Below are 25,446 nucleotides of genomic sequence, written 5' to 3'. Positions count from 1 at the left end.
AAAATGAAGACAATCAAGCAACTTTTCACATTAACGAACCGCATCGTTAGACAAAATTTAACAAGTGTCGATACGATCATTACAAGTATCGTTATGCCTATTTTCATCTTACTTTTTTTCGTTTATGTCATTGGTGGCAATATTTTAGTCGGGGGCACTGCAGGAGAGCCTTCAGATTATCTTAGCTACGTTATGCCAGGATTTTTGCTGATGTCTATGGCAATGGGATCGGCTTACACTGCTTTGAGGATCAACAATGATAAAACAAAAGGATTCCTGACGCGATTATTATCTATGCCAATGAAACGTTGGGTGATTCTAGGATCGCACATTGTCGCCTCAACAATTTTTATGCTTATTTCTGTACTTTCTGTACTGCTGATCGGACTAGTATTGGGTTATCGACCACAAGCAACGATTGGTGACTTCCTGCTTTTCACCCTTTTGATCGTACTTTTTGCCGTTAGTCTCACTGTGCTAGCTATCCCCTTCTCGTTAACAGCAAAAGATTATGCTGGAGCAGGAGCCTTTTCGTATATTTTGATCTTCCTGCTTTTTATCAGTCCAGCCTTTGTGCCAGTCGCTGGAATGGCAAAACCTGTGCGCCTATTTGCTGAGAACCAGCCAATGACGCCCATTATCGAAACGACAAAGAATTTGCTTGCTGGTACATTCTCTTTTGGTTCCCAAAGCAGCCTCTTGACCCTTTTGTGGCTAGCCATATTACTAAGTTTTTTCTCTTTTCTGTCAATGAAACGCTACAAACAACTATTTATTAATTAGGAGGCCCACCATGAACTTTTATGACAAAATAACAGGTAACGACATGAATAAGCAACAAAAAGAATTTCAACTTCGTATTGATAAGTTACCCGCTGGCTACCAAGATGCGTGGCGCGAACACAATCAAAAGATCTGGAGCTACAGTGATTTTTCTGGAAGAAATCTGTACCCTATCTTGGAAGGGATCGTCGGTCTTTTTGAAGAAAGTGCCGCAGAAAAACTGCCGATCAATAGCGTGATCGGTGAAAATATGACTACCTTCATCTCAGAAATCGCTGAAGCAGCTGGTGCCAAAAATGAGCGAGACAAATTGCGAGAACACTTGAATCAAGTGACCAAAAAACTAAAGTGAGGGATGAAGATGGGAATAAAAGAAGCATTAGAAGGTAAAAAAGAATGGCGTGCTCTGCAAAAACGGGCAAATCAGTTGCCGAATGATTATCGAATCGTCTATAAAGAAATCCAAAAGTACTTTATGAAAGTTGATCCAGTAAATCTTGCCAGCGATTTCCAACCACTCGTTGATCTGTTGGATTTGTTTGAAGACAATGCGCAACAAGAAAAAAGTGTTCTTCAAGTAACTGGCGAAGACGTGGCCGCCTTTGCGGACGGATTGCTGGTAAACCAAGCAACCTCTGACAACGAAATGGAACCAAAGTCAAAAAAGCTATGAGAAAATGGCTAGATAAGTTTTGAGTTCCACCGTTGGATTTTCTGAAAATATAAAGAAAATTAAGAATAGCGCTAACCAAATTTGCAACTTTCAAGCATTATTCATTGGTATCCAAGGTGTACAGCTGTTCAAAACAAAAAAGTGTTAAGCCAAGGCTTAACACTTTTTTTATTCAAATAATGAAACTCATTTGTTCCAATTGATCTCCGACAATTAACCGCGCAAACGTTCCACGTCGCGAGCAATCATTAATTCTTCGTCTGTTGGAATCAACAAGACTTTCACTTTAGAATCTTCTGTAGAAATGACTAACTCTTCGCCGCGTTTGGCATTTTGTTCTTCATCAAGTTCACAACCAAACCAAGTCATTCCTTTGATAACCTCACTGCGGACATGGGCATCGTTCTCACCGATACCAGCAGTAAAGACGATTGCATCAACACCGTTCATTGTTGTTACATAGCCACCGATATATTTACGAATGCGGTCAGTAAAGACATCATACGCAACTTTTACTTCTTCTTTGTCATAATTAGCTTCAAGATCCCGCATATCGCTAGAAATACCGGAAAGTCCTAACAAACCAGATTTTTTGTTCAAAACATCGATCATTTCATCGATCGATAGGTCTAATTTTTCCATTAAATAAGGCAATACAGCTGGGTCGATATCACCAGAACGAGTACCCATCGTCACTCCTGCAAGTGGTGTGAAGCCCATTGATGTATCAACAGATTTTCCACCATCAACTGCAGTGATCGATGCGCCATTTCCTAAATGACAAGTAATGATTTTCAAATCTTCAATCGGTTTGCCTAACATTTCAGCCGCACGTTCTGACACATAACGGTGGCTTGTACCATGGAAACCATATTTACGAACTTTATAGTCGTTGTAGTAAGCCAATGGCAGACTGTACAAGTAGTTGTGTTTTGGCATGGTTGCGTGGAAAGAAGTATCGAAAACAGCAACACTAATGATATCTGGTAAGATCTTCTTGAAAGCAGTGATCCCCATCAAGTTGGCTGGATTATGCAATGGTGCAAACTCTGCCAATGCTTCAATGCGTTCCATCACTTCATCTGTGATCACAACAGAATCCGGGAAGTCTTCTCCTCCATGAACGACACGGTGACCAACACCAGTGATTTCATCATATGAACCTAAGATGTTCAATTCGATCAATTGATCCAAAAGCATTTTTACTGCGACTTCATGATCATTGATGTCGATGATTTGTTCGAATTTTTGATCTTCCCCATATTTGATGGTAAAAATCGAATCTTTTAATCCGATACGTTCAACGATCCCTTTAGCGACCACCGTTTCTTCTGGCATTTGATATAACTGCCATTTTAGACTTGAACTTCCAGCATTGATTGCAATTGTTTTAGACATAATTTTCTCCTTATCCGATTTATATTACAAATTTGATGCTTTCCAAGCTTCAAATTGTTCGAAAAATTTCTTGATGTTTTTTGGTTCCTTGAGAGATGCGAGTTTAGCAAGTAACACTGGTGCTTGCTTGCTCGTTGCACCATGATTTTGAATCAGCACAATACTTTTTCTTGATCGCTCATTTTTGAAAAGCTCGTCTGGCAATTGAATGATTCCTTGCAGATAAACTTTTTCATTGAGCCATTTCTTCAAATAATCGCTTTGTTCAGTTTCCATGAAATTAGCCGGAGCTAAGAATAGTCCATAGCCATCTTCTTTCACATAGTTCATTGCTTGTTCCATCAATAAATGGTGGGCAAAGCTATGTCCTTCGCCTTCGGGAGCTGAAGTAAGAAACGATGCTGCTTTTTCATCTTGTGGATAATAGCCGACTGGCAAATCACTGACAGCAATGTCCATTGGGTCGATTAACAATTCTTGCAACCCGTCTTGATGAAACAAATGCAGCGGGGCTTGAGTCCATTCGCTTGTAGCTGCAGCAACACTCAGTAATGTTTCATCAATGTCAACACCTGTTGCTTGCACATCTCTTTGCGCTAACTGCAAATTGAGCAAGAGCGTTAAGACAAGATTCCCCATTCCAACCGAAAGGTCCAGAATCTTGGTTTGTTGCTTCGCTGGTGTCAATTGCTCGATCAAATACACAAACAAAAAACCGATACTATCTGGTGTCAGCTGATGATTAGGCTGCAGATGTTCGGTTTGTCCGCCCTTTAACAGAAGTAGTTGAGCAAGTTTACGCCGTTCTTCTGCTGTTAAGGGTATCTGCTCTAATTTTTTATAAATCGCTTCCAACCGTTGAGCATCCGCTTCACTAGGTACTCCGTCGATCACCCGTACGCGATACTGATCAATAAAATTCTCGATCGTCTCGATATATGCATCCAAATAAGATGTTTCTAATGCGTTTTGGAGCACTTGAATCGCTTCTAGCGATAAATGAAAAGACTCTTCCATTTTTTCTGGGGACATCTTGCACCTCTTTTCAAAACTATAACAACATACATACCTGTTTAATTTTAGCTGATTCAGCCAAAATAATCAATCGCTATCTTTCAGAATAATTTGTGAAGAGACAAACATACTTTTCAACTCTTTTATACAGAAAAAAGACACAGTATGTCTGTGCCTTTTTCTGTATTATAGTTACTCAAGATCTGTTGCTATTTTTTCCAAATCACCTGACAAAATTTCGGTAAAACGGATGGTGCGCTGATTGACGACACATTGAATCAACAACAGCTCTTCTTTTTGTTCGTAAATGACCCTCCCTACATTGTAGTTGACACTGCCCTGCTCGGCATAGGTTAACCGCTGATAATCCGCCAAAAAAAGTTCTTTCATGATTCGTGCCTCATACATGTGAAGAGTCTTAATATAGAAATCAGTAGTTGTCCGAGTATTTTCTAAAACCGTTAGCAACATAAGGCTCAGCAAATGAATCAGCATCATTGCTGACAAAAAGATACCGCCCTTATGCAGGAATCTGCCATTGACCAATTCTCACCTCTCCATTCTCGAAAGTCACTGTAAACTGGATCGAGGATGCCTTTTTTTCAAAGTAAATCAATGATACTTCCGTCAATAACGGATGGTAGCCATTATTGTCTCTTTTACGGACTTTCCCATTGATTCGATCGATCGTGACTACATTTTCTTTGCTGCTTTTTAAAAAAAGTGTATACGGACTCACTGAAACATACGTACACGTTTGAAGCTCCCTTTCTAACTGAATCAAAAATATCTGCCATTCTTGGTCTTTGCGAGCAAAAAGCTGTTGATTAACTTGAGGCATCTGGCGAATGATTCCGTTGATCAACAACACACTGAGTCCTAAGATCATTAAAGACAGCAAACATTCCAACAAAGTAAAACCCTTACTCTTCATAGTTGATCTCCATGATAAGAGGACCTCTTACAATCCGTCCATAGCTTCGGTCACGCTTGAAACCGAAAGACAACTGATACGACTCTGTACGTTGTGTCGAATAAACGACTTCCTGTTCAAATGCTTGGCATTGGACTTCTTCATACAATACCCGAATAGCAGCCACCTGGGCCTGTAACTGTGCACTTTGCTGTAAAATATGGGTCTGGACAGTCAGAAAAAGGAAGACACTCGTCGTCAGCAAACCAAAGCCAATGATACTTTCTAGCATGATATATCCTTTATTCGATGATCTTATCATATCGTCCACTTCCAAAAAGAAATTTGTAGGTAATCTTTTTTTCTTGGTCCATCCATTCAAACCGTAATGTTTCCATCCGCGTATAATTGCCAGATTGACTGGTGAATGTAAGTACAGTAAAAACACGTACTGCGAGCTGCGAGGGTACTTCAAGTGGCTCCATTTTGATTTCACCTGTGATCGTCGAATGAAAATATATCGTAGGAACTGGTGAATCAGAATAAGCGACTTTCGTTTCGCGAGCATCAATAATCGCTGTTTGTTGTGCTACTGCCAATCCTTTTTCCAAACGAGCACAAAACCCCCACACTTCAAAATATGCTTGGTAACGGTCGATAGCTATTAGCGGAAGAAAGATGAAAATCGAAACGACTAAGAGGACAATCAAACTCTCCACCATTGTAAATCCCCGCCAAGTAAAAAAACTGCTATTCGTTCCGATGGGCAAGGTAAATCGCATACTGCTCCTCCGTTACATAATTTCCAGCTAGTAATTCTTGTCGAGTAGGTGTTCGATTCTCATTAAGCTGGAACAACTCAATCTGGGTTTCTACGACTTTGACGATTGCCGCATTTCCTTTCTCATCTATCACTGTACGTTGTGCGGATAAGTTTGGTACAAACAATAAAATCAAAATACTGATCACTAACAGTACAATCAGCATCTCCACCAATGTGAACCCTTGATGCTTCAATTTTCTCATTCGATCACTCCTTGAATATTGCCGTAAATCGGCAAAAACATTGCAGCATAAACACCCACGATCAGAAGGGCCACTAATAAAAAAATGACTGGTTGAATCCACTGGATTTTCTTCTCGATTTGTTGGAAAAGCCGATCTGTCAAAAGCTGACTATAAACAAACAATTCTTCTCCTAATTTCCCACGCATTTCGCCCTGGAACACAATCAATGAAAACTCTGGCGTCAAAAATACATAGTCCTTTAATTTGTCCGGCAACAATCCGCCACTTGCCAAGCACAGCTCTAATTGAACAGCTAGTTCTTGTACTAATGTTGCTGTACTTGTTTGTTGCATGCACATAATGATCTGACGAATTTCCAAGCCTTGCTGAAACAATTTTCCCCACTCTAATGCAAAATAACTAGTTTGATAGCAGCGATACAAGTCTCCCAAAAAAGGCAATCGACTCAAAAAAGTGGCTCGCTTCAACGCTGTCTGCTTGGCAAAGATTCCTCTTACAACAAGAACGAAACCTCCCAATCCGCCTACAATGACCGCACCGATCCATGGTGCTGCCGTAATAAAGAGAATGCCCCAATGATTCGCATCGATCATACCGGAGGCCAGAAGTTGAGGCAATAGAAACCGACGCATGGCAAAGAGAGCGGTAAAGACAAATACCAGCAATAGAAGGGGATACGCCAACACTTTTTGTAATGTCTGATTTTGTTTTTCCAAAAGGATCTGGTAAGCGACCATTCGCTGCAACGTATCCACCAGATTGCCATGGGTCTCTGCCAAGTCCAGCTGATTTTGTTCGGCTTCAGATAAATGCAGCAAAGAAAAGGCCTGTCTGAGTCGTTGACCTTGTTTCAGTCGCTGATCAATATCTTTTACTGTATTCGGATCAAATTGGCCACTGCGAAGTAGAACAAGCAAACTCTCTTGTAATGAGAAACCACTCTCTAATAAAACCGTAAATGTGGCTAATAAGGCGTGGGTCTGTTTGCGGGAAAGCCGTTTACTTTTCCTTGTCAAAAACCTCATGGGTGATCTGCTCCTTTTCTCTGATCCTTGTTAGTGCTTGATCCCAAGTCATTGAGGATTTGTGGGGTTCATAAAAGGTGTAGGCCATCAATGCGTGAGGGACTCCGTGAAGATCTGGCAGTAAGCGCTGATAAATGATTCCTTGGAGGCATTGGTCGATCACAGCTGCTTCCTCTGTCAGCTCTTGCAATCGCGCAATTGTTTCCGTTAATCCCCGTGCATGGATCGTCGCAAAAACCCGATGTCCTGTCAGTGCCGCACGGATCGCAGCCTTGGCCGTCTCTTTGTTGCGGATCTCACCAATCAGCAATAGCTCAGGTCGATGCCGCAACGACAAACGAATCAGCTCATCATAATCCTGGCCGATCATTGGATTGGTCTGCAACTGTAAAAAACGAGGCTCAACGATCTCAACCGGGTCTTCGATCGTGATCACCTGACCTGCTGCAGCTGAAGCTAAGCGATACATCAGTGTGGATTTCCCCGATCCAGTAGGACCAGAAAAGAGATAGAGCCCTCGATAGCGGCATGCATCTGCGATCGTTTCATATTGTTCATTCATAAAGAATCGATGGAACTTACCTAAAGGGTGCAAAAAACGTAGAACTAAACTTTCTTGACCTTGAAAATCCCCAACAGTCGAAACCCGGATACGCTGCTCTCCATCTGCCAAAGGATAGCTGATAGCCCCTAATTGCGCTCTTCGTTTTTCTCCTACTTCCATACCGCCCAGAAATTTGAATCGAGTGATCAATTGTTGCGCGTCTTCTGTAGTAACTTTGCGATACATTTGCCGATAGTAACTTTTGCTGAAAATCAGAGTCATCCCTTCGACTGTTGGCAGTATGGATAGATCTTGCATTTTCTGCACCTTCGCATACTCCACCAACTCATCTGAAAATGTACAAATGTCCATTGTCACCCTCCTAAAAAGAGATACGCAGCTTTTACTTTTCTATACAAAAAAACTGTAGAACAAAGACATTTTCTGCCTTGTGCTACAGTCTGAACGCTAAGACTCGCTTATTTAACTTTTGGTCGTATCTTCTGGTGCCACAAATTGGGCTTCTACCCGGTAGATTCTTTGACCGCGGCTGGAAAACTTCTCTTCATACTCGGTCATGATATTTCCTTCATAGTCACTTTGATGAAGATCCAACCATACTTGTTTTAAAACCATACCATATTGTGAAAAGCTGGCGAGTGAATATTCAAATAAGCCTTGATTGTCCGTTTTGAAATGAATTTCACCATTCGGACGTAAAATTTGTTCATCGACTGCCAAAAAAGCTTTCGATGTTAGTCGGCGTTTCTCATGCTTCTTTTTTGGCCAAGGATCTGAAAAATTCAAATAGATTTGATCGACTTCATGATCCGCAAAATAATTCGTCAATGCGGAACCGTCAACGTGCAGCAGCTGCACATTAGGGATATCTTGTTCGATCAGTTTATCCAGTGCAATGGAAACCACACTGATTTGCATTTCGATGCCAATATAATTAATTTCCGGATGTGCTTTAGCCATTTCGGTAATGAAACGGCCTTTTCCCATACCGATTTCAATATGCAATGGGTGATCATTGCCAAATCGTTCCTTCCAACGGCCTTTCCACGCTGTCGGTTCAGCTACTACAAATTCGGGATGCGCTTGGACTAATTCTTCTGCTCCCGCACGTTTTCTTACTCTCATGTTGTTTCCTTTCCGAAAAAACAAGATGGAACTTGTTGCTTCGCTCCATCTTCTCATTCACTATAAATTCTTTTTAATTGCAGAATCTCTGCATTCATTGCTTTATAATCCCCGCGTTGGTAGTACTTCTTTACTTCCTGAAGCATACTTAATAAAGCATACCAATAAATTTTCTCGATCACTTCACTGCTGCCATGAATCCCGTAACGCACTAGCCAATGCGGCCAGCTGGATAATGGAACATAATGCCCTAAGATCGTACCGATATCCATTGCGGGATCCGCAAACATGATCGAATCCCAATCAACCAAATACAGATAGTTTTGGCAAACAAGCCAATTACGGTAATTGACATCCCCATGAACGACGGAGGCCTTTTGTTCCTGAAATTCTGGAATATTCTCTCTTAAATAACGATAAACAATAGCAATAAAGCGATTTTGAACAACCGCTTTAGGTAAGTTTTCTTCATATTCAACTAACATTTTTTCTGGTGTCATCACTTGACCACCGATTTTGCTCAGCATCTTCGCTAATGTTTTGGAATGGTGCAAATGATACAATACATCGATCACATCATTTCTTTGACCGATCTCTTCGGGGTCCAATACACGTCCATCTAGCCACTCTTGAGCAGACAACGTATCGCCATTGCCGGTACGCTTGGTCCACACAAGTTTAGGAGTAATCCCCTCTTTGGAGAGTGCCGCAAGCATCGGGGTCGTATTTCGTTTGATAAAGACTTTATCATTGTCCTTCAAGCCAATGTAGGCTTTGCCGGTGTCGCCTTTGATTGGTCTCAGGCGCCAATCTTGATCCAAGCGAATATCCATCCTAGCTTCTCTCCTTATTTCACAGTATCTCTTATTCTAGCTTCCTAAAGAGTCAACGTCAAGCGCATATGCGTTCGGTTTTTTCGAGTAACGTCCAGCCATCTTTATTGACTTTGCATTTTTTTCAAGCGGGCAGGTACATAGAAAACCAAAAAGAGTCCTGTAAATAACAAAAAGCCCAACAGCACTAGCACTCCTTGCCAAAGAATTGCCGCTCGGAACAAGCCGACTACACCAAAAATGAAAGCAGCTCCGCCTAATAATCTAAGCAATAGCCAATTAATGGCTGTCTGTTTTTGCCCTTCCTCGATTGGATATAAATGAGTCAAAATCATGTACTGAAACTCATTATACATCGGCAGTAGCTGAAAACCGATCAAATAAAGAAACATACATCCTAACCCTAGACTAAGCCACCATTCTTGAACAAAGAAAAGCACTAATACACCAATCAGTGTCAAACGGAAAAAAAGCCCGCTATATTGTTCCCCTCGCAAAAAGCGGCGAGCATATAGATAGCGATAAGTCTGTTCCTGTCCAAAAGGAATCCTATTCAACAGACCATCTAAATACTTGCGGCGTTTGGCTGCTGCTGTGATTTGAGGTACATCTGTGAATAAGTTGATAAACCGATAAATGCGATGAAGTCTCGTTTCTTCCATGTGGATCATGCGATCCCAACCTAATAGAAGACCTGTCGGACGACACTGAAGGTTGAACCAAGCAGCTTGTAGAACAGCTAAGAGCAATCCAACCCAAGGTGCAACATACAGACTAGCTAAAAGGCTGCTTACTGCAGCAATCACCCACAGAACACGCTGGTTGTTACGCTGTTCTTGTCCTTGATAAAGAGACAAACGCTGTAACCAGAGATCCGTAACTTTTAATAACCAAATCGTCCCTAAATAAAAGAAAAAGCTCGCAAACGTTTGTTCAGTAACTACTACGACTAAAGGCATCGTCGCACCAACGACTAAAAAGGAGACCCCAAAAGGCAGCCACATTGAATAGCGCAGTGCTTGAGCAAGATAGTCCGCCATCTGCTTTTCTTTAGCTAAAAGAAAAATCAAATCTGCTGGTTTCACCAATGTTGCCAACTTGCCGACTGACAAAAGTGCCAACCAGATCAATAGCAATACGATCCCCCCCTGAGGGAACGGCCGAGGGAGCGTTTTTAAAAAATTCGAATAATATAGACCCAGTCCACCCATTAGAAATGTGATGAGGATCGCAAAATGATCATTGAAAACATAACGCAAATAGCGACTCATCTGTTTCTGGTGTCGTTGCAAGCGTTGTGAGAAGAACCCCTTCATAGCTGACTCTCCTTTGTCAATGCTAAGTACAACTCATCGAGGGAAGCTCCTTCAGCCCCAAATTGGCTTTGTAATTGCGACAGCGTTCCTTGGGCTCGAATCTCGCCATTGTGAAGCAGGATAAACTTGTCACAATATTTCTCAGCTGTAGCCAAGATATGGGTCGACATTAAAATCGATGCCCCGGTTTGTTTCATCTCATTCATCAATTCAAGCAATGCATTGATTGCCAATGGATCTAAGCCCAAAAAAGGCTCATCGATGATGTACAAACTTGGTTCAATTAGAAAAGCACACAAAACCATGACTTTTTGTTTCATTCCCTTAGAAAAATTTGCTGGAAACCAGTCCAACTTATTTTCCAAGCGAAATGTTTTTAATAACCGCTCCGCCCGTTGCAGTGCGACATCTTTGGGGATGTCATAGGCCATTGCCGTTACTTCGATATGCTCTTTTAAAGTCAATTCTTCATAAAGAGAAGGCGTTTCAGGAATGTAGCCGATCTGCTTGCGATACGCTTGCGGATCTTCTTTCAGCGATAGTCCGTTGATAGTGATTTTTCCAGTGTGAGGTTGTAGCAGACCAATGATTTCTTTAATCGTGGTACTTTTACCAGCACCATTCAAACCGATCAACCCCACAAGTTCACCATCCGCGATCGAAAAATCAATATTTTTTAGAACAGGTAGCTGTGTATAACCGCCTGTTACATTTTCTACTTGTAATGTCATTTTCGTTCCTCCAATATCAACTATTATACCATGAAGCAGCGGTCAAAGAGCAGTCATCTACTTCTTGAAATCTGCTATTTTCCGTTATTAGTTATTTGAACAACATACTCGTGTCCAGCTACTTGCAATGGTTCTTTTGGCAGCTCACTGCTACCAAAACGCTCGACCCACATGTCTGCTTCGGACGCATCAAAAATGACGGCTTGAATTGCTCCGGCAGCTAAACGGGTCGTAAAGGCTTGGACAGCGGCTGGATCTTCATAGGAAACAAATGTAACTGTTATTTCGTGATCAGGCGCCACGTTTTGCTTCACCCAATCCGTCGCTGCTTTTTCAAATTCAGATTGTGTGGGCTGCTGTTCACTGGTCTCAGAAACAACAGCCACTGTATAAACAACTTCTTTTGGTCTTGTCATCGAATAGATCAGCGAACCTCCTACTAGAATGACTGCTAGTCCTGCAATCAGCCACTCCTTATATGCATAGGCAAGATAGCTGATTTTTTCTCGTTTGGTCTTTTTTTTCTGTAACGTTTCTTTAATGATTGGTTTCATCGTATCCGTCCTTTTCTATTTCTGCTTTTAAGTCTATTGGTGCAAGCGGACAAATGCAAGCGTTTCTCTCCACAAACATCCGTACTTTACATGGAAAAGAAGCGATGGCCTGCTTTTGAAGGAATTCAAGAACAAAAACTGCCGAAATCAGCAGAATATGGTAAAGTAGGACTAGAAGAACAAGGAGGTTTATGAAATGGAAAATTGTATTTTTTGTAAGATCAACAATCGTGACATCCCTAGTTACAAAGTATATGAGGATGATCAAGTCTATGCCTTTTTGGATATTTCCCAAGTAACACCTGGACATACATTAGTTATTCCGAAAGTCCACGTAACGGATATTTTTGAGTATGATGAAGCCCTTGCTGCAGAGGTCTTTGCTCGCGTTCCTAAAATCGCTCGGGCAATCGAAAAAGCCTTTCCTGAGATCAATGGACTCAACATAATCAATAACAATAAAGAATTGGCTTATCAATCTGTTTTTCATTCCCATATTCATTTGATTCCTCGTTACGATGAAAAAGATGATTTCTCGATGCATTTCGGTAATCATGCAGAGGATTACTCACAGGAACAGCTAACAGAGATCGCTGAAAAAATCGGAAAGCTGGTGGACTAAATGATCGGTAACTTTATCAAAGGTTTGTTATTCGGCTCTCTCGCCGGCGGCTTAGGCGGGCTGCTATTTGCACCAAAAAGCGGTAAAGAAACCCGTGAACAAATGCTTCGTTATGTCGATGAGACCACGGAAGCGACTCTTGAGTTTAATGAAAGTGTCAAAAACTTAAAAGATGCTGTCACATTGACGCGTAAAACGGTTGACGAAACGATTCCTGTTGTCAAAGAGTCTTTCACAAAAGATTTTGAATCATTCAAATTCCAAGCACAGCCAAGAATCGAGCGGATAAAGACCCACGTGGATCGTTTGAACCAACATGTCACGACGATACAAGCCAAATCAGTTCCCCAAGAAGAAAATAAGTAGCAAATATTGGAGAATCTATGAATTTTGTTTGAAACATCATTTGTTTTCTTCCCAATTAAAAAAAGAGTGTGGTATAGTATTAGCTGTGATTCTTTGAAATATTTAGAAAATAGGAGTGCTTAAACGAATGAAGAAAAAATTGATTTTAGCAGCAGTCAGTGCACTGAGCGTTTTGACATTAGCTGCTTGTTCCGGAAGTTCAAGTAATGAGATTGCAACCATGAAAGGCGGTAAAATCACGGTTGAAGATTTTTACGAACAAGCAAAAACAGATCAGAATAACCAAAGTCTTATCCGCCAATTGATCGTCTTAAAAGTCTTCGATCAAAAATATGGGGATGATGTTACAGAGAAAATGATCGACAAGCAATACGATCAAACTGCGAAACAATATGGCGACAGTGATAAATTTGAGTCTGCATTGGAAGCTTCTGGACTTACTAAAAAAAGCTATCGTGAACAAATCAGACAGCAATTAGCATTACAAGAAGGGCTAAAAGCGAACATGGATATTGGTGATGATGAGCTGAAAGCAGCTTGGGATTCTTTCCATCCAGAAGTTGAAGCACAATTGATCAAATTGACTAGTGAAGATGATGCAAAAGATGTATTAAAAGAAGCTCAAAAAGATGGTGCTGACTTTAGTAAATTAGCAAAAGAAAAATCAACAGACACAGCGACTGCAGAAGATGGCGGTACAGTCAAATTCGACTCAACCTCAACAACTGTGCCAGCTGAAGTACAAACAGCTGCCTTTGCATTAAAAGATGGTGAAATTTCAGAGGTCATTTCTGCTACGGATGCTTCTACTTATACAACAAGCTATTACATTGTCAAAATGGTCAAAAACCAAGACAAAGGCAACGACATGGATAAATACAAAGATCAAATCACAGAAATCGCACAAAACACGCTATTGAACGATTCTACATTCGTGGCAAAAACGATTGGTAAAGAACTGAAAGCTGCCAATGTGAAAATGAAAGATGAAGATCTAGCTGATATTCTTTCTGACTATGTTTCTGCAGCAGAAACAAAAGATTCAACTGATTCTTCTGCTACAGATGCATCAGATAACAAAGAGAATGCAACTGATTCTACAAAAGAATCAACTGAAACAACTAGTTCATCTGCTACAGATTCCTCTGAAAAATAACAGAAAAAAAAGATTGGCAAAAGCCAATCTTTTTTTATTTATACATCTTTCGGCACATAAAAACTACGATTATCCATCCCAAAAATCCGCTCAGTGTATTCTCCTGGTTCCGTTAAGCGAATAGATGACAACATCATTTGCATAGAAGCATCGATGTTATCGATTTGATGCAGGATCTCCGCCTCCATAATTCTTGGGCGAACTGGTGAGCCATATTCCAACAATCCATGATGAGCCAAAACCATGTGCCGCAGCACAACGATATCTTCTTGTTTATCATCAAATTTCAGAGCAATACACGCTTGGGTGATTTCTTCATCTACTAGCACTAAATGTCCAACCAGATTTCCAGCTAATGTATACTCTGTGGTCATTGGTCCCGTCAATTCAATCACTTTTCCTAAATCATGCAGGATAATTCCTGCATACAAAAGCGGTGCATTGATTTCCGGATACTCTTTGATCAAAGATTTTCCGATTCGCAACATGGTCGTTGTATGGTAAGCCAATCCACTAGCAAAGGCATGGTGATTCCGTTTAGCTGCTGGAAAATCAAAAAATTCTTTCTTGTATTTATTCAGCAAAAAACGAACGATACGATTCCAATGAGGATTGGTGATTTCAAACAATGTCTGATTAATTTCCTCTTCCATGTCTTCTTTTTTCAGAGGGGCTCTTTCCATGTACTGGCTCGGGTCATGAGGTTCTTCTGGTTTTGCCAGACGCAGATGCAAAATCTTGACTTGGGGATTTCCTTGATAAACTTCTCGCTTTCCATCTAATAAAACGACCTTACCAGCCTCGAAGCGATTGATTTCTTCCTCAGAAGCATCCCAAAACTTTCCGTCGATTGTTCCAGAAGTATCTTGAAAAGTAAACGCGATAAACTTTTTGCCATTTTTTGCGATACGAACATCCGCATTTTTAATCAACAAAAACAGTTGAAACGTCTCATCTACGGTCAATTCTCGAATTTTTTTCATGTTAACATTTGGCGCATAGCCAAATTTCTCACATCCTTTGACTAAGTTCTTGTACGGATTGCTGGTATTTATGATAATAGCTTACCATTTCTTGGTCAGAAGACAAACAAATTACTTGGTAATATTGGCCAAACTCAGCGAATAATTCCGCTAACCGTTCTTTTCGTGCACTATCATAATGCAACCAGCCATCATCGATAATGATGGGACTAAGAGGATGATTTTGTTGCAACGCAAGATAACCGAAGCGGATCGCCATGATCAGCTGATCTTTTGTTCCTGTTGATAGATCGATGATCGAGTAACTATCGCTAGCATTGCTGGCAACTAATTGCCCCTCATGCAGTGTTACTTGGTGATAGCGGTCATTGGAAAGCAATCTGAAATATATCGAAGCTTTTTCTAGTAATTGCGGCAATTGTTGCTCAGACAATTCAGTCGTCAAATCGGACAATACCGAAGCAGCTAATTGTCGACTGCTCCAAGCAAGAGCCAATTCCTCGATTTTTGCCCGCAGTTCGCTTTCTTCCTGATAGAGCTGGCTCAACGTACCGCTTTTTTGGCTGGCGGCTACTTCTAGTTCAAGCCGTTGCCTTTGCTCTGCCTTTTGTCGACTAAGCTGGTGCAGCTCTTTTTGCTTTTGTGCCACTTGCGTTTTCTTTTCCAGCAATTCTTCTTGTGTGATTGGTTCCGGGAAAATCGGATCCAGCATGACTGCTAATTCGGCTTCCCGCTTTGCCGCCCGCTGATGCGTCTCCCATTGTTTGAGCCAAAGACTGATTTCTGCTGGCTGATCAATGCCAACTTGTGAGAGAATCTCTTGAGAAGCCTTCAACAATTCAGCCCGCTCCGCCTTTTTGCGAGCAAGTTGCTGCGCCAACAACGTGCTGGGCTGCTGTAAACGCGCCAATTTAACAGCCTGCATCTCTTCATTGAATTCATGCAATAGCTGAGCCTGCTCCAGTATTGTCTTATTTTGCAGGGGCAACCAATCAGCAAAAGGTGTAAACATCGCTTGATAAGGCTGAAGCTGTTCTGTGACCTCTTGCAGTTGTTCTTTGGCTTCGCGAAGCAGATGAGCATGCAACTGATAATTAGTAACATCCTCTTGGTACTGCAGCAAGAAGACCGACCATCTGTGATAAGGTTCCGTGCCAAAAAAAGGTTGCAGCGCCTGACGCCATCGTTCATTCTGTTGTTTTTGTAAATTATTGGCTTCTGTCAGATCTGCGATCTCTGAGGCAACCAGATCCGTTTGCAACAATAACTCTTGCCATTGTTTTTTGCTGTCACCTTGTTTATGAGGACGTTGTTTCATTGCCTCCCAAATTGCTAGTCCAATACCAACGGTGCCAGCCGCTATACACAACCAGCGCCAAGGAGACGGTAAAAAGAATGCTGCAACACAAGCAACCAAACCACCTACTAATGGCACCATAGGAATAGCCATTTTTTGCTCTCCCATCAATCCTGGGTGCGCCTGTTCCAACCGTGATAAAGCATGTTGAAGATGATTTTCCTTCTCTTCTAACCACTCTAAGCGCTTGTTTGCTTCCTCTAACTGGTAGTCGCTTTGCTCCAGATTCATTAATTGTTCCTGGATTTGTTCTGTCTGCAGTGGTGGTGATTCTTTTGACCATTGCCGTCTATTGATCAGCTGGTTCAACGCCATTCGTGCTTGTTGTTCCTTTTCTAGCGCCTGTTCCTGCCGATCCATCAATCGGGCCATCTCAACTTGTTTCTGAAGGATCTGAGTGATCAAATGTTCGTTGTCCAGATAAAAGAAATATTTATCTGAAGCTTGCCCTTGTTCCAAACGATCAAGTTCTGCTTCTTTTTGATGAATATCTTCTGTTAAGTGCTGATAGGTCTGATAAAATCTGCTGATTTCCTGAGCGTCTTTTTCTGCTACTGCAGCTGGCTGGCTTGATAGCTGTTGCCATTCTTCATACAATGGCCAATGGCTGATCTGTTGTTGAACAGCTTGATAAGCATCGCTTTGCACTTGCTGCTGTTCTTCTAATTGCCGCAATTCTTTTTGAATCTGTGAAATCTGCTGATACTGCTGTTGCAAGCGATGTTCTTCGCTTTCTTTTTGGGCAATTTTCTCCTGTAGTTTCTCCAAACGTTTCAACGCTTGGTTCAAAGGGAGTTTTTGTCCCCGCGGTTTATAATTTTGTTGATTGATTGCTTCATAGCGAGCCACTTGTTGCAGCATCTTTTGACTCCCACTGATTCCCAAAGAAATCAGTGCTTGATGCAATTCATTTTCTTGCAGCTTGTCAATTTGGGCAAGTTGTTCTTGCTGAAAAGTAAATACATCGAAAAACAACGTCTGATTCAAGGGTTGCAGCAACTGTGCCAGCATTTCCTCGTCGCCGGTCTGCCCGTTGAAATGGACTTTGGCTCTTCCTCGATCGATTTGACGGTAACGTTCGATCATCACTTCCCCGTAAGGTTCGACAACTAGCCACAATCTGCCTCCATAAGCGGCCCCATTTTTGGGGGTATAATCCTTTTTCTTAGCTGTTCTTTTAGGAAAACCAAACAGCATAGCCGCAATAAACTGATACAATGTCGACTTGCCGATTTCATTGTTGCCAAAAAGCAATTGATTTCCTTGGGAAAATTCAATCACTTGATCATGGTAACGGCCAAACCCAGTGATTTCTGCTTTTAAGATTCTCATACTTCTTCCTCCCACTGGAAATCATTCTCCAGCAAGTGTTTCGTCTGCTGTAAGACCTCTTCTTGAAAGGCACCTTGATCAATCCCGCGATAAAGCAACGGATGACGAAGCAAATCATTCAGTCCTTCAGCAAAAATAGACGGGTCTTGATAAATAGCTAGTAATTGATCAACATAGGACGCCGGGATCGCTAATGGAATTTTGTCTGTCTCTGTTTTGTAGACTTCGATTGCATAAATTGTCTGTAATACGTCTCTTGACAGCTGCTCGTTCAAATAGGCGATCATTTCATTTTTTTCGGTTTCAGAAAACCAATCTGAAGATAACTGATCCGTATCTGTCAGCACTAATTTGATCAGTCGTGGCTGATTCGTGTTGACCTCCTTCAAAATCGTTTGCAAAATCGAACGCTGATCCTTACAAGCTGCTAATGAGACTTCTTGTTGTGCCCATGTGATTTCTGCTACGTCGACCGTCTGGATCTCGGTACCATGGGAACTCAAAGTGGCTAAAACAACGCCTGTATCTTGTTCTTTTTGCGTTTTGCCTTGTGGGGTCCCTGGATAAACGATCGCAGGCTCTTCTGAAAGGATCTTAGGAACATGAATATGACCTAGTGCCCAATAATCATAGCCTTTCTGCTTCATTTCACTCACAGAAAATGGTGCATAATGTTCCCCCGCACTATCCCCGTGGTACATACCGATATGGAAATCAACCGCTTGGCGATTAGGAAATTCCCTGATCTTGTTCTGTGTAATCCAAGGCTGCTGATAACTAAAGCCACTGATAGCATAGGTCTCACCATTTCTGGTTACGCCTTTGATCGTTTCAACCGTCTCACTGGGAAACAGCACAACATTCTCAGGAAAATCAAACCAATAACGCTGCGGATCATAGTAATCATGGTTACCAAAGATCATATAGACAGGGATCTCTGCTGACGCAAGTCGGGAAATCTCTTGAAAAAAGTCATGCTGGATCCGCAGACTTGGACGGGCTTGGTGGAAGGTATCCCCCGCCAAGAGAACAAAATCCACTTCATGCTCCAGTGCCGTATCAACCAGTTTTTTGATTATTTTTCGATTGATCAGTGGAAGCTGCTCTTTGACGTTATCCGATAACATGCGGATCCCTTCGAAAGAACGATCAATATGCAAGTCAGCACTATGTAAAAAACGCATGATACCTTTCCCCCTTTTGCTTCTATCATAACATTTCTTTGTTTTTTCGTCAGCAAAACACGAAAATTTGTTCGCCTTTTTGAACAAAAAATTCGAAGGGTCGAGGAAGTCCCCGATCCTTCGAATGTTGTCCGCTCAAATTAGCCTCTAACGCTATCTAAAGCACTGTAAATTGGCATAGAATTGGCACAAGTCCGAGGCCTCTGTTTGAGAACCCCTCTTGGACTCTTTTGTGCTGCGGTAAGTCAGCAGGCTAGCGCTTAGGCTTCGTATAAGTCCCGCACAGGGCCCATGATGATTCGATTCAAATCATTGGCCACCAGACTAAATGCTTGCTCTTTTTGCATCAATTCCGAAACGATTGGATCTTGCTGAATTTTTTGAGAGAGTTCTTGTGCTTGCTGTGCTTCTTCTTCTGTCATTTCTTGGCCTGCCATCATTTTTTGTTGCAAAGCTTGTTGCAAGCCTTGGAACTCCTTGAATAAGCTATACGCTTCTTGGTTTTCTTTCAAACGATCAAACGAGGCTTTTAAATCTTGAAACTGTTCGGATTCTCGTAATTCTCGTTCTAATTGATTCGCTGTGTCATAAATATTTGCCATACTGTTCCCTCACTTTGTTTTTTTCTTATTATAACATACTGTTCGGATGCACATGCAGTAGAAGCTAACATCAATTACCATTGATCGTATTCCATAGATTACCAAAAAGCTCTTTGGTTCCTTGTTTGACACGCTCACCAAAATCTTTTAATCCTTCTTTGGCATTTTCGGCAAACTCGTCAACTGATTTTTTCCAGTCATCGTTGTCCGTTGATTCATTTGGATCTGGCACTTCATCTGCTGCCATCAGTTTCCCACCAGTCATATAGGCATCTGCTACTTGGAACTGACTTCCTTGGCTGTAAGGCAACAGACTTTCGGCTTCCGCTTTAAATATCTTGCCGACGACTTGCCCGCTGGTTCCAGTCAAATAGTGTTCGGCACTCGTTTGTTCAAAGCCCAGCCAGGTGGAGATTACGAGATCAGGTGTATACCCAACGATCCACTGATCATTGACTTTTGATAAATCAAAGTTTGTTTCCGTTGTCCCGGTTTTTCCTGCGATCGTAAAGCCATAAGGGCTAGCGCTGACCCCAGTTCCATTAGAGAAGGTACCCAGCATCATGCTTGTCATCTTGTCTGCTGTTTCTTTGGAGATGACTTGTTTTCCTTTGACTGAAGTATTATCTACAATAACCGCGCCCGTTGAATCAACGATTTTGGTGATCAAATGCGGTTGGTAGTAATAGCCTCCGCTAGCAAAGACACCATACGCGGCAGCCATGGTCAACGGTGATTCGCCAGTTTCCAATCCGCCTAACGCCAATCCCCAATATTTGTCCGATTCTGACAATGTTAGCCCAAATTCCTGAGTCTTTTTGTATCCGCGGTCGAGACCAATTTCATGAAGTGTCCAAACAGCTGGCAGATTTAAACTTTGAGCCAATGCTTGATACATCGGCACTTCACCGGAATAGGTCCCATCGTAATTCTTTGCCTCATAATAACTTTGAGGTTTGTCTTCCAAAATACTATCTGGATTATAGCCCGCTTCGATTGCAGGTGCATAAACACTGATGGGTTTGATTGTCGAACCTGGCGAGCGTTTCATTTGGGTAGCAAAATTGAACCCGCGAAAAACATGTTCGCCTCGTCGCCCTACCAATGCTTGAACACCGCCAGTTGTCGGATCTAATGCCACCGAACCTGATTGGACCATCGTTCCATCAGACGCATTTTCTGGAAAGAGCGCATCGTTTTTATAGGCAGCTTCCATTTGTGCCTGATAGTTTTGATCCAGTGCTGTGTAGATTTTGTATCCACGATTCATCACATCATCCGCATCAAGTCCGTAAGACTCCGCTTCATCGATCACTGCATCGAAGTAATAAGGATATTTATAGCCAGATTCTGAATTGCCATAGCCATCGTACAACAGGCTAGCTATTGAAACTTGCTCTTCTTGATCGGCCACAGATTGATCCAGCATTTTGTTGTCCACCATCAGTCCTAGAACAGTATCTCGGCGGTTCGTCGCATTTTCTGGATGATCGATAGGATTATAAATTGATGGACCTTTAAGCATACCTACTAAGGTAGCTGCTTCTCCCACCGTCAAATCTGAAGCATTGACACCAAAATATTTGAGCGAAGCATCTTGAATCCCCCAGACTCCATTACCGAAATAGGAACTGTTCAAATACATTTCCAATATTTCATCTTTTGAGTATTTTTTTTCGATTTCAATCGCTAGAAACAGTTCTTTGGCTTTTCGACTAAAGGTTTGATCGAGAGAAAGATAGGCATTCTTTGCTAGCTGTTGCGTAATTGTACTCCCACCGCCACCTTCTGCACTACGATTGACTACCATCCGCAAGGCCGCCCGAGCGATCCCTTTGATATCAAACCCATGGTGATTATAAAAATTCCGGTCTTCCGTTGAGATCAGTGCGTGAACGACTGCTGGGGAAATGCTTTTTAAATCAACATAGGTGCCCTTTTGAGAATAGAGCTGCCCAGCTTCTTCTCCTTTAGCATCGTAGATCACAGTGGACTCTTTCAATCCTGATTCTAATTCACTAACTTTGGTATTCTTGGCGATATAAAACAAGTAACCGCTCATCACTAAAATACCCACTAAAGTCAGTAAAATAACTATTTTATTCACATGATATTTCTTCCAAATGCGTTTGCGCCATTGATGGAATTGCTGTAGATAAGGCTTGATCCAACGCCAGAAAGTTTGGATCGATTCTTTTATCTTGTGAAGGATTTGTTTCAAATCCATTTCTCCACGCTCCTTTTAACAAAGTGTAGCATATATCAAACCGTTTGGAATACGGCTCTAGCAGTAAATTTCATCCACAAAAGATTGCTCGTCAATTCTATCAGCGAAACTTCTGTTTTTTGTTGTTTTTTTTATAAGAAAATCTTAAAGATGCTATAATAGCAAATAGATCACAACTTAGAAAGGGATTTTTATGGAATATACCATTACATTACCTAATGACCATCCCCGAACAACGATTCGGGAATTATTAGAACAAGAATGGCTCGTCCCTCGCAAAGTACGCCATTTACTGCGAACCCGCAAAAATGTACGCGTCAACGGTGAAACAGCCCTTTTTCATCAGGAAGTAGCAGGTGGGGATCAGCTCACGCTTCTTCTAGAAGAAGCAGATTACACGTATCAGCCAGTGATTTCTGGGAACAAAGAGAAGATTACGGTGTTGTTTGAAGATGAACATCTGATCGTTGTCAATAAGCCCGCTGGTATCAAAACCCACCCCAACCAACCAAATGAAACCGACACACTTATGAATGATCTGGCTGCATATCTTTCACCAGAGACAAGACCCTATGTCGTTCACCGATTAGATAAAGAGACCAGCGGCGTCATTTTATTTGCTAAAAACCCCTTAGTCTTGCCTATTTTGGGACGAATGCTTGAAAGTAAGCAAATTTATCGTCGCTACCAAGCAACAGTCTGGGGACAATTGGATCAAAACCAAACCATTCGCAAAAAAATCGGACGCGATCGCCACGACCGTCGCAAACGAGTCATTGACCCACGCAATGGCTTATCTGCGGTGACACACGTTGAGATTGCCGCTCGCAATGCCCAAACGACTTCGATCTATTGTGTATTAGATACAGGACGTACGCATCAGATTCGTGTCCACCTTGCTAGCATTGGACATCCTATCGTCGGAGACCCTCTTTATCAGAAAAAAACTGCAGCTCGCCTTGAGCTGCATGCCTATGAACTTTATTTGACCCATCCATTCTCACAAGAGTCACTGCAGATCAAAGCGCTGCCTGGGCTCTGGTGATGGACAGAATGTTTCTGAAGCAGCAGAGACATTGCCTCTAGTCTCATTCCACATACTGGGCACAGCCGTCAGGCTTCATTCGCTGCAACAATTCAATCTTCCGCTGGTTCAGCAGAAAGCTGTGCCAGCTCTTTTTCTGTCATTGAGCGATACTCTCCTAATGCCAAATCTTTCGGCAGCTGTAACCCGCCCATTCGAGTACGCTTGAGATAAGTCACTTCTTTTCCCACTGCCTGCACCATTCGTTTTACTTGGTGAAACTTCCCTTCATGCAAAATCAAGGTAATCGTGGATGTCTCGGCCTGCTCGTCTACCTTTAAAATCGTCAGCTGTGCCGGCATGAGAGTTTCCCCATCCAGTTCGATTCCTTGGAGAAATTGGTGACGATCCTCTTCGGTCATGATCCCTCGAACTTCTGCATAATACTCTTTTTCGACGTGTTTTTTGGGTGACAATAACCGATGAGCTAGCTGGCCATCATTCGTAATTAGCAGTAGTCCTTCGGTGTCTTTATCCAAACGACCGACTGGAAAAAGATCCCGGCGATAATCTTCCGCCGCAAACAAATCCAAGACTGTCTTTTCCGGATCGGTCGTTGCAGAAATCACACCAGCCGGTTTGTTCAATAAATAATAGAAATCTTTCTGGTAACGTACCAGTTCTCCTGCAAACGAAACCTGATCCTCTTGTTCAGCTACTTGGAATTTATCACTTTTGACTTGTTGACCATTGACCGCAACAACGCCTTTCTTGATTGCTTGCTTCACTTCTTTTCGTGAGCCATACCCCATATCTGCTAAGAATTTATCTAGTCGCATGTTTTCTCGCCTCTCTCTTTGCGATCTTTTTTACTGAAAAAACCGCCTGATCGATCCATGCGATCTCAGCGGCTAATCAGGTTTATTGGGTTATTTGATTCGCAATTTCTTACGCAAACGAATCATTGATGAGCCCAGTAGTTTTTCTGCTAAGCGGATTTTCAATGCCATATAAATATAGGCCCCGCCACCGACTGCTGCAACCAGTAGAGAAAGAATAAAGGCTTGGACTTTGCGATCCGAACTTAAGACCAGACCAAACAATTGCCGAGCAATCAGCGCGATCACTAACATAATGAGAGTCATCAGGAAAATCAAAACCGTTCTTCTAAAGGTCAACTTGGCATTGAAGTGGCCTTTAGTCAACATTTTTCTAATATTCAGCCAGCAAGTCACACCAAGTGCCAATGTTGTAGAGACTAAAGGACCATAAACTTGGAACAGCCAGATGGCCGGATACTGCAAAATAAATTTTAGCAACAAACCAATAAAGAAGAAGATAACCGCTTCTGTGTTATGGTACATCCCTTGCAGCATGCTAGAAGTCAGCATGAACAAGCCCAGGATTAAGCCAGAGATACAAGCAGCAACGAGGACGCTTGCCCCTAATGTATCCGGTCGATAAAACAATGTATACAATGGATACGCCAATACGATCATTCCAAACGTAGCAGGCAGCATGACAAAGGAATACAACTGGAGGTTATTACTGATCAATTTAGCTAAATTTCCTTGATTCTTTTTCGCTACTGCTTCACTGATTAAAGGCAACCCTGTAGATGCCATCGACGTTGCTAAGCCGATCACGACCATTGTCAGCTTGTCTGGATTGCTGCCAAAGATTGCCATCATGTCTAAGAGCTGATCATTGGAATATTGTGTAAATCCTTTCATAATTCGAACAAAGGTATACTGATCTACTAGTTTAAAAATTGTGATCCCAGAACCAACAATAATAAAAGGAATCGCTTCTTTGATGGTGGATAAAACCAATTCTTTGGTTTGGATCTCTGTTTCTTCTTTGCTCATGTCCAGCAAAACATCCATCCGAACCCGCTGCTTCTGGAAATAATAAACCAAAACCAGAACACTTGCTAAAACGCCGATAAAGGCAGCAAACGTTGATTGAGTCACAGCAGCTGTATAGTCGCCTTCTACCACCCGCATGATAATAAACGTTGCCAACAGCATATAGAAGACTCGCGCGATCTGTTCAACGATCTGAGAAATCGCGAATGGTTTCATGTCTTGATTTCCTTGGAAATATCCTCGCATCACACTCATACATGGAAAGACCAAAAGTGCCACGCTTAAGGAGCGCATCGTTGGAATCAATTCTTCTCCGCCACCAGATGCGGTTGCCAGCCAAGGAGCGGCTATGTACATGATACCAGCAGTTACTACCCCAAATCCTGCCATCAACTGTAAAGCTCTCAGGAACAAGCGCTGACTTGTACGATACTCTTCTCTTGAGTTGTAGTAGGAAATCTGTTTCGCAATCGCTGCTGGAATTCCTGCAGTAGAAATCATCAAAAACAAAGCATAGACATTGTAACCCATTCCAAACAATGCATTTGCTTTATCTCCGTTGGCTCCCATCCAGTAGTACCACGGCAAAATATAGATCGCACCGAGCAACCGAGAACCAATGTTTCCCAGTGTCATCCAAGCCGATCCTTGAGCCATTTTTTCTTGTGTCGTTAATTGTTTTGACGCAGATTGCGTATGATTATCCATGGCAGTTCTCTCCAACTTTCTACAAACATATCCCCTTCATTTTAATTCGAAAAAGGAC

At 42.0% G+C, this 25,446-nt stretch carries 28 protein-coding genes; 7 read left to right on the top strand and 21 right to left on the bottom strand.

Going from position 1 to position 25,446, the window contains the following annotated elements; all coding sequences use genetic code 11:
• The first annotated feature begins 3 nt into the window (after window positions 1–3).
• From EGX73_RS06770 to EGX73_RS06760, 3 genes are read left to right on the top strand one after another with little or no spacing between them, the layout of a single operon-like run.
• Window positions 4–783: an ABC transporter permease gene (locus EGX73_RS06770; RefSeq protein ID WP_086269332.1), complete on the top strand. Its 780-nt coding sequence runs from the start codon at window positions 4–6 to the stop codon at window positions 781–783.
• A 10-nt stretch (window positions 784–793) separates the two neighbouring features.
• Window positions 794–1,135: a DUF1048 domain-containing protein gene (locus EGX73_RS06765; protein WP_003128445.1), complete on the top strand. Its 342-nt coding sequence runs from the start codon at window positions 794–796 to the stop codon at window positions 1,133–1,135.
• 9 nt (window positions 1,136–1,144) lie between these two features.
• A complete protein-coding gene (locus EGX73_RS06760) occupies window positions 1,145–1,456 on the top strand; it encodes a DUF1048 domain-containing protein (protein WP_005472877.1) in 312 nt (103 codons plus the stop codon).
• Window positions 1,457–1,669: 213 nt separating this feature from the next.
• Here EGX73_RS06760 and EGX73_RS06755 read toward each other — a convergent pair whose 3' ends face one another.
• The 14 genes from EGX73_RS06755 to EGX73_RS06690 form a co-directional block, all read right to left on the bottom strand.
• Window positions 1,670–2,854: an acetate/propionate family kinase gene (locus EGX73_RS06755; protein WP_003128443.1), complete on the bottom strand. Its 1,185-nt coding sequence runs from the start codon at window positions 2,852–2,854 to the stop codon at window positions 1,670–1,672.
• 24 nt (window positions 2,855–2,878) lie between these two features.
• Entirely contained in the window at window positions 2,879–3,886 is a 1,008-nt protein-coding gene (locus EGX73_RS06750) for a class I SAM-dependent methyltransferase (RefSeq protein ID WP_003128442.1), read from the bottom strand.
• A gap of 174 nt (window positions 3,887–4,060) precedes the next feature.
• Complete coding sequence (gene comGG, locus EGX73_RS06745) at window positions 4,061–4,366, bottom strand: competence type IV pilus minor pilin ComGG (RefSeq protein WP_238581784.1); 306 nt, start codon at window positions 4,364–4,366, stop codon at window positions 4,061–4,063.
• Between the two features lie 22 nt (window positions 4,367–4,388).
• Entirely contained in the window at window positions 4,389–4,802 is a 414-nt protein-coding gene (gene comGF, locus EGX73_RS06740) for a competence type IV pilus minor pilin ComGF (protein WP_003128440.1), read from the bottom strand.
• Window positions 4,792–5,073, bottom strand: a complete 282-nt coding sequence (locus tag EGX73_RS06735) for a hypothetical protein (RefSeq protein ID WP_005472881.1) — start codon at window positions 5,071–5,073, stop codon at window positions 4,792–4,794. Before EGX73_RS06735 ends, comGF begins: the two co-directional genes overlap by 11 nt.
• A gap of 10 nt (window positions 5,074–5,083) precedes the next feature.
• On the bottom strand, window positions 5,084–5,563 hold the full coding sequence (comGD, locus tag EGX73_RS06730) for a competence type IV pilus minor pilin ComGD (RefSeq protein ID WP_123866834.1): 480 nt from the start codon (window positions 5,561–5,563) through the stop codon (window positions 5,084–5,086).
• Window positions 5,532–5,807 (bottom strand): competence type IV pilus major pilin ComGC, encoded by a 276-nt coding sequence (gene comGC / locus EGX73_RS06725; RefSeq protein ID WP_029487321.1) that lies wholly within the window; start codon window positions 5,805–5,807, stop codon window positions 5,532–5,534. The genes comGD and comGC overlap by 32 nt, the downstream gene beginning before the upstream one ends.
• Window positions 5,804–6,835, bottom strand: coding sequence for a competence type IV pilus assembly protein ComGB (gene comGB / locus EGX73_RS06720; RefSeq protein ID WP_005472886.1), 1,032 nt, complete (start codon window positions 6,833–6,835; stop codon window positions 5,804–5,806). The genes comGC and comGB overlap by 4 nt, the downstream gene beginning before the upstream one ends.
• Window positions 6,810–7,751 carry a competence type IV pilus ATPase ComGA gene (gene comGA, locus EGX73_RS06715; protein WP_005472888.1) on the bottom strand — a complete coding sequence of 314 codons (942 nt, stop codon included), beginning with the start codon at window positions 7,749–7,751 and terminating at the stop codon, window positions 6,810–6,812. Before comGA ends, comGB begins: the two co-directional genes overlap by 26 nt.
• A gap of 111 nt (window positions 7,752–7,862) precedes the next feature.
• Entirely contained in the window at window positions 7,863–8,525 is a 663-nt protein-coding gene (gene trmB / locus EGX73_RS06710) for a tRNA (guanosine(46)-N7)-methyltransferase TrmB (RefSeq protein ID WP_003128433.1), read from the bottom strand.
• Between the two features lie 53 nt (window positions 8,526–8,578).
• Entirely contained in the window at window positions 8,579–9,358 is a 780-nt protein-coding gene (locus tag EGX73_RS06705; protein WP_003128432.1) for a phosphotransferase family protein, read from the bottom strand.
• Window positions 9,359–9,462: 104 nt separating this feature from the next.
• On the bottom strand, window positions 9,463–10,674 hold the full coding sequence (locus EGX73_RS06700; protein ID WP_029487323.1) for an ABC transporter permease: 1,212 nt from the start codon (window positions 10,672–10,674) through the stop codon (window positions 9,463–9,465).
• Window positions 10,671–11,405, bottom strand: a complete 735-nt coding sequence (locus EGX73_RS06695; protein ID WP_003128430.1) for an ABC transporter ATP-binding protein — start codon at window positions 11,403–11,405, stop codon at window positions 10,671–10,673. The genes EGX73_RS06700 and EGX73_RS06695 overlap by 4 nt, the downstream gene beginning before the upstream one ends.
• Window positions 11,406–11,479: 74 nt before the next feature.
• Entirely contained in the window at window positions 11,480–11,959 is a 480-nt protein-coding gene (locus EGX73_RS06690) for a hypothetical protein (protein ID WP_003128429.1), read from the bottom strand.
• Between the two features lie 196 nt (window positions 11,960–12,155).
• On the opposite strand from EGX73_RS06690, the gene EGX73_RS06685 reads away from it, so the two are divergent.
• From EGX73_RS06685 to EGX73_RS06675, 3 genes are all read left to right on the top strand, one after another.
• Entirely contained in the window at window positions 12,156–12,581 is a 426-nt protein-coding gene (locus EGX73_RS06685; RefSeq protein ID WP_005472896.1) for an HIT family protein, read from the top strand.
• Window positions 12,582–12,947, top strand: coding sequence for a YtxH domain-containing protein (locus tag EGX73_RS06680; protein ID WP_021149029.1), 366 nt, complete (start codon window positions 12,582–12,584; stop codon window positions 12,945–12,947).
• A gap of 127 nt (window positions 12,948–13,074) precedes the next feature.
• Window positions 13,075–14,103 (top strand): peptidylprolyl isomerase, encoded by a 1,029-nt coding sequence (locus tag EGX73_RS06675; protein WP_003128425.1) that lies wholly within the window; start codon window positions 13,075–13,077, stop codon window positions 14,101–14,103.
• Between the two features lie 38 nt (window positions 14,104–14,141).
• Here the strand turns inward: EGX73_RS06675 and EGX73_RS06670 are convergent, their stop codons facing one another.
• The 5 genes from EGX73_RS06670 to EGX73_RS06650 all read right to left on the bottom strand — a co-directional run bounded on the left by EGX73_RS06670 (window position 14,142) and on the right by EGX73_RS06650 (window position 21,788).
• Window positions 14,142–15,086 carry a 3'-5' exoribonuclease YhaM family protein gene (locus tag EGX73_RS06670; protein ID WP_003128424.1) on the bottom strand — a complete coding sequence of 315 codons (945 nt, stop codon included), beginning with the start codon at window positions 15,084–15,086 and terminating at the stop codon, window positions 14,142–14,144.
• A gap of 28 nt (window positions 15,087–15,114) precedes the next feature.
• Complete coding sequence (locus EGX73_RS06665) at window positions 15,115–17,775, bottom strand: AAA family ATPase (protein WP_123866833.1); 2,661 nt, start codon at window positions 17,773–17,775, stop codon at window positions 15,115–15,117.
• Window positions 17,772–18,959, bottom strand: a complete 1,188-nt coding sequence (locus tag EGX73_RS06660; protein WP_003128421.1) for a DNA repair exonuclease — start codon at window positions 18,957–18,959, stop codon at window positions 17,772–17,774. Before EGX73_RS06660 ends, EGX73_RS06665 begins: the two co-directional genes overlap by 4 nt.
• Window positions 18,960–19,219: 260 nt before the next feature.
• Window positions 19,220–19,561, bottom strand: a complete 342-nt coding sequence (locus tag EGX73_RS06655) for a YlbF family regulator (protein ID WP_003128420.1) — start codon at window positions 19,559–19,561, stop codon at window positions 19,220–19,222.
• Between the two features lie 70 nt (window positions 19,562–19,631).
• Window positions 19,632–21,788 (bottom strand): PBP1A family penicillin-binding protein, encoded by a 2,157-nt coding sequence (locus EGX73_RS06650; RefSeq protein WP_003128419.1) that lies wholly within the window; start codon window positions 21,786–21,788, stop codon window positions 19,632–19,634.
• A 193-nt stretch (window positions 21,789–21,981) separates the two neighbouring features.
• Here EGX73_RS06650 and EGX73_RS06645 point away from each other — a divergent pair, with 193 nt between their 5' ends.
• Window positions 21,982–22,833, top strand: coding sequence for an RluA family pseudouridine synthase (locus tag EGX73_RS06645; protein WP_003128418.1), 852 nt, complete (start codon window positions 21,982–21,984; stop codon window positions 22,831–22,833).
• A 92-nt stretch (window positions 22,834–22,925) separates the two neighbouring features.
• Here the strand turns inward: EGX73_RS06645 and EGX73_RS06640 are convergent, their stop codons facing one another.
• Together EGX73_RS06640 and EGX73_RS06635 are read right to left on the bottom strand one after the other, a co-directional pair.
• Window positions 22,926–23,651, bottom strand: coding sequence for a pseudouridine synthase (locus EGX73_RS06640; protein WP_123866832.1), 726 nt, complete (start codon window positions 23,649–23,651; stop codon window positions 22,926–22,928).
• A 90-nt stretch (window positions 23,652–23,741) separates the two neighbouring features.
• On the bottom strand, window positions 23,742–25,388 hold the full coding sequence (locus EGX73_RS06635) for a polysaccharide biosynthesis protein (protein WP_003128416.1): 1,647 nt from the start codon (window positions 25,386–25,388) through the stop codon (window positions 23,742–23,744).
• Window positions 25,389–25,446 lie beyond the last annotated feature (58 nt).

Source organism: Enterococcus sp. FDAARGOS_553 (genome assembly GCF_003812305.1).
GTDB classification, from domain to species: domain Bacteria; phylum Bacillota; class Bacilli; order Lactobacillales; family Enterococcaceae; genus Enterococcus_D; species Enterococcus_D gallinarum.
This window is presented reverse-complemented; position numbering and strand designations above follow the sequence as displayed.

Excerpts from the sequence above, each read along its gene's own strand:
- EGX73_RS06770 (WP_086269332.1), top strand. The coding sequence starts at position 4 with ATGAAGACAATCAAGCAACTTTTCACATTAACGAACCGCATCGTTAGA.
- EGX73_RS06765 (WP_003128445.1), top strand. The coding sequence starts at position 794 with ATGAACTTTTATGACAAAATAACAGGTAACGACATGAATAAGCAACAA.
- EGX73_RS06760 (WP_005472877.1), top strand. The coding sequence starts at position 1,145 with ATGGGAATAAAAGAAGCATTAGAAGGTAAAAAAGAATGGCGTGCTCTG.
- EGX73_RS06755 (WP_003128443.1), bottom strand. The coding sequence starts at position 2,854 with ATGTCTAAAACAATTGCAATCAATGCTGGAAGTTCAAGTCTAAAATGG.
- EGX73_RS06750 (WP_003128442.1), bottom strand. The coding sequence starts at position 3,886 with ATGTCCCCAGAAAAAATGGAAGAGTCTTTTCATTTATCGCTAGAAGCG.
- comGG (WP_238581784.1), bottom strand. The coding sequence starts at position 4,366 with ATGATGCTGATTCATTTGCTGAGCCTTATGTTGCTAACGGTTTTAGAA.
- comGF (WP_003128440.1), bottom strand. The coding sequence starts at position 4,802 with ATGAAGAGTAAGGGTTTTACTTTGTTGGAATGTTTGCTGTCTTTAATG.
- EGX73_RS06735 (WP_005472881.1), bottom strand. The coding sequence starts at position 5,073 with ATGCTAGAAAGTATCATTGGCTTTGGTTTGCTGACGACGAGTGTCTTC.
- comGD (WP_123866834.1), bottom strand. The coding sequence starts at position 5,563 with ATGCGATTTACCTTGCCCATCGGAACGAATAGCAGTTTTTTTACTTGG.
- comGC (WP_029487321.1), bottom strand. The coding sequence starts at position 5,807 with ATGAGAAAATTGAAGCATCAAGGGTTCACATTGGTGGAGATGCTGATT.
- comGB (WP_005472886.1), bottom strand. The coding sequence starts at position 6,835 with ATGAGGTTTTTGACAAGGAAAAGTAAACGGCTTTCCCGCAAACAGACC.
- comGA (WP_005472888.1), bottom strand. The coding sequence starts at position 7,751 with ATGGACATTTGTACATTTTCAGATGAGTTGGTGGAGTATGCGAAGGTG.
- trmB (WP_003128433.1), bottom strand. The coding sequence starts at position 8,525 with ATGAGAGTAAGAAAACGTGCGGGAGCAGAAGAATTAGTCCAAGCGCAT.
- EGX73_RS06705 (WP_003128432.1), bottom strand. The coding sequence starts at position 9,358 with ATGGATATTCGCTTGGATCAAGATTGGCGCCTGAGACCAATCAAAGGC.
- EGX73_RS06700 (WP_029487323.1), bottom strand. The coding sequence starts at position 10,674 with ATGAAGGGGTTCTTCTCACAACGCTTGCAACGACACCAGAAACAGATG.
- EGX73_RS06695 (WP_003128430.1), bottom strand. The coding sequence starts at position 11,405 with ATGACATTACAAGTAGAAAATGTAACAGGCGGTTATACACAGCTACCT.
- EGX73_RS06690 (WP_003128429.1), bottom strand. The coding sequence starts at position 11,959 with ATGAAACCAATCATTAAAGAAACGTTACAGAAAAAAAAGACCAAACGA.
- EGX73_RS06685 (WP_005472896.1), top strand. The coding sequence starts at position 12,156 with ATGGAAAATTGTATTTTTTGTAAGATCAACAATCGTGACATCCCTAGT.
- EGX73_RS06680 (WP_021149029.1), top strand. The coding sequence starts at position 12,582 with ATGATCGGTAACTTTATCAAAGGTTTGTTATTCGGCTCTCTCGCCGGC.
- EGX73_RS06675 (WP_003128425.1), top strand. The coding sequence starts at position 13,075 with ATGAAGAAAAAATTGATTTTAGCAGCAGTCAGTGCACTGAGCGTTTTG.
- EGX73_RS06670 (WP_003128424.1), bottom strand. The coding sequence starts at position 15,086 with ATGAAAAAAATTCGAGAATTGACCGTAGATGAGACGTTTCAACTGTTT.
- EGX73_RS06665 (WP_123866833.1), bottom strand. The coding sequence starts at position 17,775 with ATGAGAATCTTAAAAGCAGAAATCACTGGGTTTGGCCGTTACCATGAT.
- EGX73_RS06660 (WP_003128421.1), bottom strand. The coding sequence starts at position 18,959 with ATGCGTTTTTTACATAGTGCTGACTTGCATATTGATCGTTCTTTCGAA.
- EGX73_RS06655 (WP_003128420.1), bottom strand. The coding sequence starts at position 19,561 with ATGGCAAATATTTATGACACAGCGAATCAATTAGAACGAGAATTACGA.
- EGX73_RS06650 (WP_003128419.1), bottom strand. The coding sequence starts at position 21,788 with ATGGATTTGAAACAAATCCTTCACAAGATAAAAGAATCGATCCAAACT.
- EGX73_RS06645 (WP_003128418.1), top strand. The coding sequence starts at position 21,982 with ATGGAATATACCATTACATTACCTAATGACCATCCCCGAACAACGATT.
- EGX73_RS06640 (WP_123866832.1), bottom strand. The coding sequence starts at position 23,651 with ATGCGACTAGATAAATTCTTAGCAGATATGGGGTATGGCTCACGAAAA.
- EGX73_RS06635 (WP_003128416.1), bottom strand. The coding sequence starts at position 25,388 with ATGGATAATCATACGCAATCTGCGTCAAAACAATTAACGACACAAGAA.